Source organism: Maribacter chungangensis (assembly GCF_042676845.1).
GTDB classification, from domain to species: Bacteria; Bacteroidota; Bacteroidia; order Flavobacteriales; family Flavobacteriaceae; genus Maribacter; species Maribacter chungangensis.
This window is the reverse complement of sequence record NZ_JBHTHY010000014.1, coordinates 195,764-208,686: the sequence shown is the minus strand read 5'-3', so window position 1 is coordinate 208,686 and position 12,923 is coordinate 195,764. Positions and strand designations below refer to the sequence as shown.

Below are 12,923 nucleotides of genomic sequence, written 5' to 3'. Positions count from 1 at the left end.
ATAGGTGTGTCGTAGCTAAAGGTAATAACTTAACAAGGGATACGTAATTTTAAGAGATTTTAAATTCGTTATAAAATCGTGATACTTAAGGTTGATGTTTGCAAAGTAATTGATTTAGTGTTGTTTATAGTAAGGTGAAGCGTTCATATAAAGATGCAGGAAAGAAAATCTTAAATTAATCACAAAAAAGAAGAGGTGTTGTAGGGTTAAACAAAAAGTTACGACAGATGCCACATTACCGATCAAATTAAAATTACTATGAAAAATAAAATGAAATATCTAAGCCTTATAGCGCTGGTAATGTTTTCGCAGGGAATTACAGCTCAGGGTGTAAATGATTTTTTCGCCGGTACGGACAGCTTTCTAAAAAGTAACGTACAAAATGGTCGTGTTGACTATGCGGCCATAAAAAACAACCCGGAAAAATTGAACAAGCTAGTGGCAGCTGCTAAGAAAGTTAGCGTACAGAAAACAGATGTCGCCAATTACCAAGCGTTTTGGATCAATACCTATAATATTTTGGTAATCAATAGTGTAGTGAACAATTATCCTTTAAAATCACCTTTAAACGTACCTGGTTTTTTTGATAAGATAACCCACGATGTGGGTGGCGAGAACATCACCTTGAACGATATAGAAAATAAATTGCTGCGTGCCAATTTCCCGGAAGAGGCACGGTTTCACTTTGTATTGGTCTGTGCCGGGTTGGGGTGTCCTCCAATTATTCCTAACGCGTATATGCCAAATACATTGGATGAGCAACTGCAAAAACAGACAGTAAAGGCACTTAACGATAACAACTTCATCAGACTAAAGAAAAAGAAAGTGCAGATTTCCCAAATTTTTGAATGGTATACCGGAGATTTTACGCAGAACGGTACGAGTCTGGTAGACTACATCAATACGTATAGAACCGAAAAACTGCCAAAAGATAGTAAGGTCTCTTATTATCCCTACGATTGGACCTTGAACGAGTCAATTAAATAACAAACAATAACATAAATCACCACTAATGAATTATTTTAAAAGAAACACGTTTCTTATCGTAACCCTTTTTGCTTTTTTTTCAGGGTTTTCACAAGACAGTATACCGCAATTAACTAATATTCAACAATATACTCCGTCTAAGCTTATAGGTAAAGGGCAGGTTGATATTAAATGGTTCAATAACCTATATACGGAAACGGAAAGTACCTTCGCCGAGGGTATACAACCCAGACAATCTTTTTTTACGTCTACTTTGGAGTTTTATACAGGCGTTGGAAAAAACAAGAGGCTTAACCTAGGTTTTATCGCGAGGTTGCGATCTAATATACAAAGTTCTCCAAATGATGATCGAGGTGCCTTAGATGTTTTTAATTTTAGTGGGGAAACCGGGGTTGCCCGATCTGGCTTAACAGCTTTGGCTCCATCTATTAAATTTGTACCATTTCCTTCAATCAGTAATTTTAGCATACAGAGTTCTTTCTTTATTCCTTTAATAGATAATGAAACGGAAGATGGTATCTTAGATGCTGATGGAAATCGGTTAAGAAACTCCATTTTCTTGGAGCAGAATGGGTTTGCTTGGCAGAATAGACTGTTTTACGACTATACCTTTCCGGGAAATAAATGGCAATTATTTACGGAGCTTACCACAGAATTCAATTTTGGGAAGGCTTCAACTCAAGATTCGAATGAAAATACTGTAGGAGGAAGTTTTGCGAATAACAGCCTGAATATAAACCCCGGTGTTTTTATTAGTTATTTTCCAAGTTCTAAATTTACGGTTTTGGCCTTGGCACAGCACTCACAACGTTTGGACCTTGGAAATAATTTTGCTCAGGATTTTACCGCGTTGGGCGGCGGTGCAAAATATCAATTAACCAATGCACTGAATTTTGAAGTCTTATACACTAATTTCGTTAGAGGTAACAATACGGGGCTCGGCCAAACATTTAACTTTGGGGTTAGAGGTATTTTTTAAGCGATGTTCTATTCGCAGCAGGGAAATTTGCTACTTTAGAAGGCTAAACTACCTTCTATGAAAAATTTAGGCTTAATTTTTCTTTGCTTTTTACAATGCTGCTGTTCCGGTGAGGCACAACAGAAAATAAATGGGGTGAGTTTTGTAGCATCGCGGGAAGAAGTGGTACAATCCCACGTAGCGGAGGTGCTAAAGGTAAATGCCAATAGTGCCGCCGTTATGCCCTTTGGATTTATGCGCGAAACGGTGCATCCTGAAATAATTTTTGATACCGATAGGCAATGGTTTGGGGAAACGAAGAAAGGAGCCAAGCAATATATAGAACTGCTGCAAAAGAACGGTATATCCGTAATGTTGAAACCCCAAATTTGGGTATGGAAGGGCGAGTTTACCGGAACCATAACCATGCAGACAGAGGAACAATGGCTGGAGTTTGAGGACTCCTATGAACGTTTTATACTCTCTTATGCCGCCTTGGCCCAAGAGACCCAAGTGCCTATTTTTTGTATTGGTACCGAACTTGAAAAATTTGTAAAAAACAGGCCGGAGTATTGGCACCGGCTTATCGTTAAAATTAGGAAAGTATACAAGGGCAAACTAACCTATGCCGCCAACTGGGACGAATACAAGCGCACGCCGTTCTGGAAAGAACTGGATTACATAGGTATTGACGCTTATTTTCCCTTATCGGATGCTAAAACACCTACGGTAGCGGAGCTTAGGGAAGGTTGGCAACGGTGGAAAACCAAGATAATAGAAGTGGCCACGGCAAACGATAAGCAAGTACTGTTTACCGAGTTCGGGTATCGCAGCATGGATTTTACGGCAAAAAAACCATGGTTGGTAGATCGCACCGAGGAAGGTGTTAATCTGCAGGCCCAGGTAAATGCCAAGAAAGCTATTTTTCAAGAGTTTTGGTCGGAAGATTGGTTCGCGGGCGGCTATGTCTGGAAATGGTTCATACAGCACGATAAATCTGGGGGTAAGGCCGATAACAGATTTACGCCGCAGAACAAACCTGCGCAGAAAGTGATAGAAAGTCAGTTTAAATTGTTTAGCGAGTGAAAAAATACATCTTCTATTGTTTTCTTTTTTTTGCCTCTTGTTCGGAGGATTTGGTAGAGGAGAACTCCTTAGCCTTGTATCTTCAAAATAGGGAGGTAGTGCTAGATAACGTAATAGCATGTGCGGCAAGTAATGAAACCGATGATTTGGTCAGTGTTTTTCTGTATCCCAGACCTGGAGCAAGCAACATTCAATATTTTGAGGCGACTAGCGATAGGATCGACAAGAACAATTTTGAGAGCTATACGCCTCTAGTGGCGCCCCTCTCCGATGTTTTTAATGGATTTTTACAAAAGTTTGATGTTGCGATCGATCAAGAGAAATGGGTCATTGTAAGTTTTGAAGAAGACGGTGCCGTACACCTTTCCAATCCAATAAGAATAAAAAATAGGACAAAACCCACGGAATATAGTACTACCAATATTACCGTGGAGCAAAATAGTAGTAATCCCTTGATTATGTGGGAAGATGGGTCATACGATGATACAAGAATCTATTTTCAAGTGGTTACAGATGCCGATAATAACTTAATTTCCGGTACCTATACTTTAGACCGGTTTTTTAGATTCTACGTGTTGGATAATGTGGTCTTGAATATAACTCCGGGTGCGCCTACGGCATTACAGTCAAACACACCTTATGGTGTTACCCTTTTAGCGGTTAGCGAGGATAATTGGGTGAACCTTTTTGCAGTAACCGGTTTTACACCATAATAAGCATCCATCCATATTGTGATACTTTTACAGCAAGTTATACCTATTTTTGAGCTGCTATTAAATAGGCAATGAAGTTAAACCTTAGTATATTTTTTGTTGTAGGCTTTTGTTGCGCCCTTTTACAGGCTCAGGAAGGGACCATCTCGGAGATTAAGTTGGCAGGTCTTAAAAAAACCAAGTCTGCGGCAATAGAAAAACTAATAGCATTACAGGCGGGAATGTATTTGGATTCTGTGTTGTTGGGTAAAGATATAACCCGATTAAAAAGATTGCCGTCCGTATCCCATGCCTACTACTCCGTTGCTCCCACGGTAGATAAAAGATACGCTGTAACCTATACCATAGAAGAGAATTTTACCTTAATTCCCTTTGCGAACCTTTTTAGTTCTGCCAATGACGATTTTGCATTCAGGATCGGACTACAGGAATTTAATTTTCTGGGCAACAATATAACTTTAGGCGGATTCTATCAGTTGGATGTTTTTAATTCCTACGGATTAAGCATCAGGGCGCCCTATTTGTTTTCCAACAAACTGGGCTTGGCTTTCAACTATAATGATTTTACCACACAAGAACCCGTTTTTTTTTCCGATGATACGGCAGACTATCGGTATAGCAACACCGGATTTGAACTTTTAGGCCTATATGAGTTTTGTTTTAAGCACCGGATGGAACTTGGCTTTAGTCTTTTTACAGAGGATTACCAATACCTTGCCGGGGCGACACGGCCCAACGTACCCTTAAATTTGAATGTGGACAAGCACCTGTTCAAACTGATATATGAGTATGACGACATCGATTATTTTTACCACTATTTAGATGGTTTTAGGAGCAACCTTAATTTTCAGTACGTAGGGAGTTCGGATAGTGCTTTGCCCGAGTTTCTTATTGGGTTCAACGACTTTATGTATTACAAAAGGGTAGGTGCCAGCGGAAATTGGGCCAATAGGTTACGATTGGGCCTGGCGAGCAATGTTAATAGTCCGTTCGCGCCCTTTACCGTAGATAACAACCTGAATATACGCGGGGTAGGAAACACCATAGACCGTGGTACCGGAGCCATTGTTTTCAATACCGAATATCGCCATACGCTGATAGATAAAAACTGGTTTGTATTACAGGGCAATTTTTTTGTGGACGGTGGTTCTTGGAGAAATCCTGGAGGCGATTTCAGCGATTTTTTGGATGATCAAAACATACGGATCTATCCGGGTGTAGGTTTTCGCTTTATGCACAAACGGATTTTTAACGCGATTTTTAGAATAGATTATGGATATGGTATTACAAAAGACGGTGATCGTGGAATAGTCTTTGGAATTGGTCAATATTTTTAACAATATTTGTTCAAACCTAATCATACGGTACGCATGAAAATGAATCCCCTCTTTTTTTTAATTATTTTATGTAGCTATTCCATAACTTTTGGGCAAGAACAGCTAGATACCGTAGTGGCCCAGAAAGGAGACGGTATATTTTCTATTTTAAGGAAATCGGGGATACATCCCGTAAATTATTATGTGAACTTTTTGGAATTGAACAAGGACGCAATAAAAGGTGCAAGCGAATTGGTCGTGGGCAGGAAATATATACTGCCAGATGCGCCCGACTCTTTTAAAAGAATGGGTACCTTAATTCGTGTAGATGAAAATGAAGAGATACCGCTGTTCGATACCGACTTGGCAACTATGAAGAAAAGGGACTCTACCTTAAACAAAACCGTGTACTATTTGCTGTATACTAGCGTGGATGCACAAGGCAATCAGGATAAAATGGACAAGCCCTTGGACGATTTTACGTTAAACTTATCCAAGGATTTAATGGAACGCGGAGCAAGGGTCTATGTTCTGGAAAAAGGGAACATACCTTTACCTAAGGATAGCACGACCGAGGAAATTGAAAATACGATTGCCGATTTTGGCGAACTCACGAGCATCGTTAACAAGAGGTATCTAAAGCATAACGGTGCGTATCAACGAGTCCTTATGATTCGTGATTTGAAACAGCGTAAAAAGGGGGTATCCATTGCGATGCATCACTATGATAAAAGTGCTGATGGTCATGGATTGGCAGTCGCTTTTAGGGAACTTTTTAAAAAGAACGCCCTGGGAAAAGTAAAGGCCGATCAGGGTATTTCTCCTTTCATTGATGCTCCAAATGTATACCTGGCGAAGAATCTACTGCCCTCCTTAACGATTATGGATATTAACGGTGAACCAAATGGCATACCTATACGTTCTGCAAAATCTTCATTGCCGCAACTGGTAGCCAAAGGTATTCTCCAAGATCACGCGGCTACGAACAGTGCTGAGTGAGCTTGGCCATTTATACCAATTTAAATTCTAGATGTCGCATCCAAGTTTCTTTTTTACTCATTTGTCGTCATAAAATAGAACCATAGCCAATACTATGTTTGGATTTCATTCCTAAACTGAGAAAAAAATAATTCAAATTTTCAATACGACATTCAAAACTTAAATTGGTATTATTCCTAATTTCGGCATAGATTTTGTTTTTTTTGATTGCTATGGTTAGATGCTCCTTTATTTTTGGTTTTACCTTTCTTTTGATAGGATTTTTAGGGAGTGCACAAGACTCCCTTAAAACGGTAGTTGCAGAAAAAGGGGACGGAATCCTTTCGCTCTTGAGAAAAAATGGAGTGAGTCCGTACGAGTATTATGATAATTTTATTGCTCTCAATATCCAAAACCTAAGGGATAGCGTTCATTTGTACGAAGGGCGTTCTTACCAAATTCCTGGTGTAATCGATAGTATTCAAAAAATAGATTCAATTCAGATAGCATCAAAAATAGTTAAGGAAATAAAGAGTGAGACCTTTGATATTTTTGGGGAAAAACATAAAACCGTCGTTGAAAAAAGTAAGCGGTTAAAAGACAATGTGTACTACTTGGTTTCCGGACATGGTGGGCCGGACCCGGGTGCTATGGCCGTTTATGCCAATACGGCTATTGCCGAAGACGAATATGCTTATGATATTACCTTGCGTTTGGCCAAGGAACTATTGGCACATGGTGCTACGGTATATATTATTATAAGGGATGAGGATGATGGTATACGTGACGATAGAATTTTGGAGATAGATAGGGATGAGGTCGCCTACCCGGACAAAACCATTCCCCTGAACCAGGTAGCCCGTTTAAAACAACGTGTTGATATTGTAAACGGGCTCTACAGGGAACATAAAGGGAAGTACCAAAGACTCATAGTTACCCATGTAGATAGTCGTAGTGTGGGACAGAATATCGATGTTTTCTTTTATCATCATGAAAAAAGTAAAAACGGGAAAAAATTAGCGGAGAGTATTCATAAGACTTTTAAGGCAAAGTATAAAAAATATCAGCCCAACCGTACCTACTCAGGTACTTTTGAAGATCGTACGGCCCTGTATTTGGTAAAAAAGACCCACCCCGCCATGACCTTTATAGAAATCGGGAACATAAAAAACAGCAAAGACCAACGCCGTATTTTGGATCCGGATAACCGCCAGGCACTTGCCAAATGGATAGGGGAAGGCGTATTATTGGATTTTGAAGCAAAGTAAGCTTACACGGCAATATGCTTTTTGTAGTAGGAATACAATGCCTCCGGACCGGTACCTAAATAGTGTTTTAGGTGTACCACACCAAAATGATACTGCAAGGTGAAGATCCCTTTTTGACGATATCTCCTGGCCGAGGTTTTAACCGCAGTAGGTATTATCGTAAAGTTTGCCAATTTATATAACCTGCCTATAAATTCATTGTCTTCATAAATGATGTAGGACTCATTGAACTTTCCGGATCTAAGGAATAGGTTTTTAGAAATAAAGAGGGATTGATCTCCTCCTCTACAGATTTGATAGTTCATGCGGCTACACCAAGCGAAAAATCGAAGTACGGGATGAGAAGTGTCGAATTGCAGTCGAAAACAACCGGCCTCGAATCCGTTTACATAGCTGTTAAGAATATCGGTATCGAAGTTTAGGGGAGGTATGGTATCCACATGTAAAAAATACAGCAGTTCCCCTGCTGCCATTTTTGCTCCAAGGTTCATTTGTCTGGCCCGGCCACGGTCTGACGAAATTACTGTTGCCCCTAAAGAAATTGCGATGGCAACGGTAGCATCCGTGCTACCTCCATCAACGACCAATATTTCTAGAATACGACCACTACGGGCATTCTTTTTGATGTGCGTCAGTACCTTTTTAATATATTTTTCTTCGTTAAGAACGGGAATGACAACACTGATTTGGGGGCTGTTTTCTTTCATAGAACTAGGGAGGTTCCCAAATAGTAGTTTTAGCGGCCAGAACGTTACAAATGCTTGATCAATTCCCTAAATAGCTGTACCATTTTGGGCTCCGTTTTTTCCGCAATGGCAATTATCTCGGCAATATCCACAGGGCTAAGGTTATCCGGGTCGCATTCATCCGTTAGTACCGATACGGCCACAATAGGCAGTCCCAAATGGTTGGCCACGATAACTTCGGGTACCGTGCTCATTCCCACGGCATCTGCACCTATGATTTTTAACATTCGGTATTCTGCCTTGGTTTCTAGTTGAGGCCCCACTACGGAGGCGTACACCCCTTTTTTTAAGGATATTCCGTGCTTTAGTGCTATTTCTTCTAGTTTAAGACGCATTGGAACATCATAAGGCTCGGACATATCTGCAAAACGTTCGCCGAATGCTGCTACGTTTTTAAAAGCCAAGGGTGAGCCGCCCTGTAAATTAATGTGGTCTTCCAAAAGCATCATGTCCCCTTTTTTAAAATTTAGGTTAATGGCACCCGCGGCGTTGGATATAAACAGTTTTTTGATACCCAGTTGATGCATTACCCGAATGGGGTAGGTGATATCCAACAGGTCGTAACCTTCGTACAGGTGAAACCTGCCTTGCATCATCACTACTTTTTTACCCTCAATACTACCATAGACCAATTTTCCGGCATGAAATTCTACCGTAGCCAAGGGGAAAAATGGAATGTGGTTGTAATGCGCTTCGATCGGGTCTCTAATTTCATCTATCATTTTCCCTAAACCGGTACCCAGTACGATTCCTATTTCGGGCTGGTCAAAACCTTTGCTTTGCAGGTAGGCAACCGATTCTTCCAATTGTTTTTTCATCATAATTTTATATGTTTTAAAAAAGGGGCAAACGCCGCATTATCCTTAATGTCGTCATACATATCCACATCGTTTTTGGCCTCAAGAAGTGTAAGCGTTTCGTCTTTTAGGTTCTCTAGGGTATCCTGTAATACTGTATCCGTGCCCCAAGTTTTATGTTTAAATAGTTCCGGTTTAAAACGGTTCATGCCCAGTAGATAGTATCCGCCATCCGTTGCTGGCCCTAGTACAAAATCATTTTTATCCAAGGCCTTAAAAGCTGTTTCCAATTCTTCTTGGCACAGGTCGTGCATATCACTCCCTATAACGATGATTTTTTCAAAATTATTCTGAAAACCGGCTAAAAAAGCATTTGCCATGCGATCGCCAAGGTCATTTCCTTTTTGGAGCTTTTTGTCAAAAATGCTGTTGTTCCAGATATCTTCTTCCCAAATTTCTTCGGAATAGTAGACCGTTTTTTTTGCATACAGACCAGCCGTAATCTGCACGGTATGGTTTAATAGGAATTTATAAATATCCAAGGCAGCCTCATCGCCCACTTTGGCCGCCAAACGTGTTTTGCACTTGCCCAATTGTGGATTTCTGGTAAAAATAAGTAATAGGTTTTTAGATTTCGCCAAGGTAAAATCAATGGTCTTTTCGTCCTTTTCCGTTTTGTTCGTTTGAAGTATTCCCAATCTTTATTTTTTATTATTACTACTACTACTACTACAACTACTACAACTACTACTTAATATACTTTAACCCCTTTCGAAAGTAACCTGCCCCAATGTTTGCTAAACGCATGTACACTGTCCGTAGGTTGGTTCTTAGCATTATAAACGGCCCTATCATTGTTTTTCCATTGAAAGATACCGCCATACAGGTTTTGTACGTTGGTATAGCCAAGTGCCAATAACTTTTCTCCGATATCCTCGGAACGGACACCTATAGAGCAATACACAACTATGGGTGCTGCTTTATCGGGAATTTCTTCAAGGACTTTATTGGGGTCAAAGGCTTTGTCGCCCACCCAAAGGGCATCTTTTAGGTGACTTACTTCGTATTCCTCTTTTTTACGGGTATCCAAAATGGTAAAGGATCGGGTGTCCGTAAGGTTTTCAGGCTGAATATAGGGTACGGATTCCGTATTCCATTTTTTTAAGGTCTTGTCCAATTTGGTCTGTCCAAAAACACTCGATTGCAACAAGAGCAGTAGGACTAAAAGGGAAAGAAATCGCATCATCTGATATTTTGTTTTTACAAAGGTAGTATTTTAGTAGGGTTGAAAACCGAGCGAGAAAGCCAAAAAATAGCTAAACTATGCCATCTAACTTCAAAATAACATTCGTAATTGCCCTTGCCATAACGTTCTTTTCTTGCAAAGAGGAAGGGGAGAAAAAAGAGCTAGTAAAAGAAGAACAAGGTTCTACCTACTATATGGAGCCTTACAGGCCGCAATTTCATTTTACCCCGGAAGAAAAGTGGATGAACGACCCTAACGGATTGGTCTATCATAAAGGAGTATACCATTTGTTTTATCAATATTACCCGGATGACATTGTTTGGGGGCCTATGCATTGGGGCCATGCGGTAAGTAAGGATATGGTGCATTGGGAACACAAGCCTATTGCCCTTTACCCTGATGAAAACGGACTCATATTTTCTGGAAGTGCGGTGTTAGATATCAATAATACCTCCGGTTTTGGGACAAAAGAGAACCCAGCATTGGTGGCCATTTTCACCTATCACTTAATGGAAGGCGAAAAAGCAGGAAGGAAAGATTTCCAGACCCAAGGCATTGCCTATAGTTTGGATAATGGGGATAGCTGGATGAAGTACGAAGGCAATCCGGTCATTGGAAACTACGGAATCAAGGATTTTAGGGATCCTAAGGTGTTCTGGAACGAAAAAGAAGAACTTTGGACCATGCTCTTGGTGGCAGGGGACCATTTGCAGATATGGAATTCACCCAATTTAAAGGAATGGGAGTATGTTAGCGAATTTGGAAAAGACCAAGGCGCCCACGGCGGAGTTTGGGAATGTCCGGATCTATTTCCTTTACAGGTAGAAGGAACCGATGAGGTGAGATGGGTGCTACTGATCAGTATTAATCCCGGCGCACCCAATGGGGGTAGTGGCACCCAGTATTTTGTAGGCGATTTTGACGGTAAGACCTTTACTTCCGACCAGAAAGAAAACAAATGGTTGGACTTGGGAAGGGACAACTACGCTGGCGTTACCTATAACAACACCCCAAACAACGAACGTATTTTTATAGGTTGGATGAGCAATTGGGACTATGCCCGGGATACCCCTACCGAAAAATGGCGCAGTGCCATGACCGTTCCCAGAACGTTATCGTTGCATAAGCCTAACGGAAACTATGAGCTAAACAATTACCCGATCCCTAATTTTGAATCGCTGTTGGATAAGGGGGTAACGGCACAGGATATCCCTATTGCGGCAAATAGAACGCATACCATGAAAATGATAGGGCAAAACCAATCGGAGATTCGTTTTACGACTACCGCCAGGGATTTTGTTGTAAGCCTAAAAAATGATAGTGCCGACAGTCTCGCTATTGCGATGGACGGGAAAAATAACATGCTCAACTTTGATAGGCGAACCTCCGGATTAACCGACTTCAAAGACAACTTCGCCACCGGAGTGCAAAAAATGCCTATGCCCAACCTGCCCGATGGCCCCATTGAAATCCGTATTTTATTGGACGCCTCCTCCATAGAACTGTTTGTGAACCAAGGGCAGTATGTGATGACGAATCAGATATTTCCTAGGGATGTCTACACCAAACTGGAATTTTTGAATAGGTCGAATAAGGAGATTAAAGTGAATCAGTTTAGTGAGTGTGGGGTGAAACGGGTTTGGTAGTGGTAGTCTGAATCGGATAAGAAAGAAGGAATAATTATAAAAATGAAAAATACTAAAGAAAAAGAGGATAAAAGTTTAAACCACTTCTACAACTAAAAACCTTGCGCATATTGGATTATATATGTTATTCATTTAGTGTCTCCAACACCAATCCTTCAGGAGAACCAGCGTTATGGTTTTTTACTTAAGATATCCGCTAGAATGTCATTGTCCTTGATGATTTTCTGAATGAAGGTTTTGCTTTTCATTCGTTTGATGAATTTTTCCAGATAGACTGCATCACCCTTATTGTTCAATTTCTCAGAAACTATAATTTCCCAATCATCGGCAGCTTTGGTAAATGCCTTTTCAAAATAATGAGAATTGTGTTGTTCCAATCTATTGACAATATCAGGTGATTCTCCGATATAGTATTTATCAATTTTCTCGCTGTAAAGAATGTATAGATAATGCATTGTGAAATCAATATAAAGAAAAAACTTTACGTCTGTAGGGGAGTGGTGCTTCCAGCCCCGAAATTTCGGGGGAACCAACATAGCTTTTTCTTTTAAAGAGTTAATTGAAACAAAAAACCCTGTAAACTTAAAGTCTACAGGGAGTTTTTGTGGTGCCTCCAGGAATCGAACCAGGGACACATGGATTTTCAGTCCATTGCTCTACCAACTGAGCTAAGGCACCATTACTATCATTATTTCAATTTTCATTCAACTCCGCGGCCTTTCGCCGGGCCAGGGACGTATGGATTTTCAGTCTCCCGAAACTTCGCGACTCACAAACTGAGCTAAGGCACCATTACTATCAATATTTCAATTTTCATTCAACTCCACGGCTTTTGGCCAGGCCAGGGACGTATGGATTTTCAGTCTCCCGAAACTTCGGGACTCACAAACTGAGCTAAGGCACCATTACTATCAATATTTCAATTTTCATTCAACTCCGCGGCTTTTCGCCGGGCCAGGGACGTATGGATTTTCAGTCTCCCGAAACTTCGGGACTCACAAACTGAGCTAAGGCACCATTACTATCAATATTTCAATTTTCATTCAACTCCGCGGCTTTTGGCCAGGCCAGGGACGTATGGATTTTCAGTCTCCCGAAACTTCGGGACTCACAAACTGAGCTAAGGCACCATGTCGCCATAAGCGGCTGCAAATATAATTTCAAATTTAGGATATACCAACT

13 protein-coding genes and 1 tRNA gene are annotated in these 12,923 nt (G+C 40.6%); 8 read left to right on the top strand and 6 right to left on the bottom strand.

Annotated features, from left to right (window positions below):
- Positions 1 to 258 precede the first annotated feature (258 nt).
- The 7 genes from ACFQZJ_RS15260 (at position 259) to ACFQZJ_RS15230 (ending at position 7,306) form a co-directional block, all read left to right on the top strand.
- Entirely contained in the window at positions 259 to 987 is a 729-nt protein-coding gene (locus ACFQZJ_RS15260; protein WP_379935737.1) for a DUF547 domain-containing protein, read from the top strand.
- Positions 988 to 1,012: 25 nt separating this feature from the next.
- A complete protein-coding gene (locus tag ACFQZJ_RS15255; protein WP_379935736.1) occupies positions 1,013 to 1,966 on the top strand; it encodes a hypothetical protein in 954 nt (317 codons plus the stop codon).
- A 57-nt stretch (positions 1,967 to 2,023) separates the two neighbouring features.
- Entirely contained in the window at positions 2,024 to 3,031 is a 1,008-nt protein-coding gene (locus ACFQZJ_RS15250; protein WP_379935735.1) for a glycoside hydrolase family 113, read from the top strand.
- Positions 3,028 to 3,744, top strand: coding sequence for a hypothetical protein (locus tag ACFQZJ_RS15245; protein ID WP_379935734.1), 717 nt, complete (start codon positions 3,028 to 3,030; stop codon positions 3,742 to 3,744). Before ACFQZJ_RS15250 ends, ACFQZJ_RS15245 begins: the two co-directional genes overlap by 4 nt.
- A 71-nt stretch (positions 3,745 to 3,815) precedes the next feature.
- Complete coding sequence (locus ACFQZJ_RS15240; protein WP_379935733.1) at positions 3,816 to 5,081, top strand: outer membrane protein assembly factor; 1,266 nt, start codon at positions 3,816 to 3,818, stop codon at positions 5,079 to 5,081.
- 33 nt (positions 5,082 to 5,114) lie between these two features.
- Entirely contained in the window at positions 5,115 to 6,059 is a 945-nt protein-coding gene (locus ACFQZJ_RS15235) for a hypothetical protein (RefSeq protein ID WP_379935732.1), read from the top strand.
- A gap of 212 nt (positions 6,060 to 6,271) precedes the next feature.
- Complete coding sequence (locus tag ACFQZJ_RS15230; RefSeq protein WP_379935731.1) at positions 6,272 to 7,306, top strand: N-acetylmuramoyl-L-alanine amidase family protein; 1,035 nt, start codon at positions 6,272 to 6,274, stop codon at positions 7,304 to 7,306.
- A 2-nt stretch (positions 7,307 to 7,308) separates the two neighbouring features.
- Here the strand turns inward: ACFQZJ_RS15230 and ACFQZJ_RS15225 are convergent, their stop codons facing one another.
- Genes ACFQZJ_RS15225 through ACFQZJ_RS15210 form a run of 4 tightly spaced genes read right to left on the bottom strand, consistent with a single transcriptional unit; the run spans position 7,309 to position 10,095 of the window.
- Positions 7,309 to 8,013 (bottom strand): TIGR04283 family arsenosugar biosynthesis glycosyltransferase, encoded by a 705-nt coding sequence (locus tag ACFQZJ_RS15225; protein WP_379935730.1) that lies wholly within the window; start codon positions 8,011 to 8,013, stop codon positions 7,309 to 7,311.
- Between the two features lie 44 nt (positions 8,014 to 8,057).
- The gene (locus ACFQZJ_RS15220) at positions 8,058 to 8,873 is read right to left on the bottom strand and encodes a purine-nucleoside phosphorylase (RefSeq protein ID WP_379935729.1); all 816 of its coding nucleotides are present in this window, start codon (positions 8,871 to 8,873) and stop codon (positions 8,058 to 8,060) included.
- Positions 8,870 to 9,547, bottom strand: a complete 678-nt coding sequence (locus ACFQZJ_RS15215) for a TIGR04282 family arsenosugar biosynthesis glycosyltransferase (RefSeq protein WP_379935728.1) — start codon at positions 9,545 to 9,547, stop codon at positions 8,870 to 8,872. The genes ACFQZJ_RS15220 and ACFQZJ_RS15215 overlap by 4 nt, the downstream gene beginning before the upstream one ends.
- A 53-nt stretch (positions 9,548 to 9,600) precedes the next feature.
- Positions 9,601 to 10,095: a rhodanese-like domain-containing protein gene (locus ACFQZJ_RS15210; RefSeq protein WP_379935727.1), complete on the bottom strand. Its 495-nt coding sequence runs from the start codon at positions 10,093 to 10,095 to the stop codon at positions 9,601 to 9,603.
- Positions 10,096 to 10,172: 77 nt separating this feature from the next.
- On the opposite strand from ACFQZJ_RS15210, the gene ACFQZJ_RS15205 reads away from it, so the two are divergent.
- Positions 10,173 to 11,741, top strand: a complete 1,569-nt coding sequence (locus ACFQZJ_RS15205; RefSeq protein WP_379935726.1) for a glycoside hydrolase family 32 protein — start codon at positions 10,173 to 10,175, stop codon at positions 11,739 to 11,741.
- A gap of 170 nt (positions 11,742 to 11,911) precedes the next feature.
- Here ACFQZJ_RS15205 and ACFQZJ_RS15200 read toward each other — a convergent pair whose 3' ends face one another.
- Positions 11,912 to 12,196 carry a GIY-YIG nuclease family protein gene (locus ACFQZJ_RS15200; protein WP_379935725.1) on the bottom strand — a complete coding sequence of 95 codons (285 nt, stop codon included), beginning with the start codon at positions 12,194 to 12,196 and terminating at the stop codon, positions 11,912 to 11,914.
- Positions 12,197 to 12,346: 150 nt separating this feature from the next.
- Positions 12,347 to 12,419, bottom strand: a tRNA-Phe gene (locus ACFQZJ_RS15195).
- Positions 12,420 to 12,923: the final 504 nt, after the last annotated feature.

What these genes read in the sequence shown, in the direction of transcription:
- ACFQZJ_RS15260 (WP_379935737.1), top strand. Translation starts at nt 259, where the DNA reads ATGAAAAATAAAATGAAATATCTAAGCCTTATAGCGCTGGTAATGTTT.
- ACFQZJ_RS15255 (WP_379935736.1), top strand. Translation starts at nt 1,013, where the DNA reads ATGAATTATTTTAAAAGAAACACGTTTCTTATCGTAACCCTTTTTGCT.
- ACFQZJ_RS15250 (WP_379935735.1), top strand. Translation starts at nt 2,024, where the DNA reads ATGAAAAATTTAGGCTTAATTTTTCTTTGCTTTTTACAATGCTGCTGT.
- ACFQZJ_RS15240 (WP_379935733.1), top strand. Translation starts at nt 3,816, where the DNA reads ATGAAGTTAAACCTTAGTATATTTTTTGTTGTAGGCTTTTGTTGCGCC.
- ACFQZJ_RS15235 (WP_379935732.1), top strand. Translation starts at nt 5,115, where the DNA reads ATGAAAATGAATCCCCTCTTTTTTTTAATTATTTTATGTAGCTATTCC.
- ACFQZJ_RS15230 (WP_379935731.1), top strand. Translation starts at nt 6,272, where the DNA reads ATGGTTAGATGCTCCTTTATTTTTGGTTTTACCTTTCTTTTGATAGGA.
- ACFQZJ_RS15225 (WP_379935730.1), bottom strand. Translation starts at nt 8,013, where the DNA reads ATGAAAGAAAACAGCCCCCAAATCAGTGTTGTCATTCCCGTTCTTAAC.
- ACFQZJ_RS15220 (WP_379935729.1), bottom strand. Translation starts at nt 8,873, where the DNA reads ATGATGAAAAAACAATTGGAAGAATCGGTTGCCTACCTGCAAAGCAAA.
- ACFQZJ_RS15210 (WP_379935727.1), bottom strand. Translation starts at nt 10,095, where the DNA reads ATGATGCGATTTCTTTCCCTTTTAGTCCTACTGCTCTTGTTGCAATCG.
- ACFQZJ_RS15205 (WP_379935726.1), top strand. Translation starts at nt 10,173, where the DNA reads ATGCCATCTAACTTCAAAATAACATTCGTAATTGCCCTTGCCATAACG.
- ACFQZJ_RS15200 (WP_379935725.1), bottom strand. Translation starts at nt 12,196, where the DNA reads ATGCATTATCTATACATTCTTTACAGCGAGAAAATTGATAAATACTAT.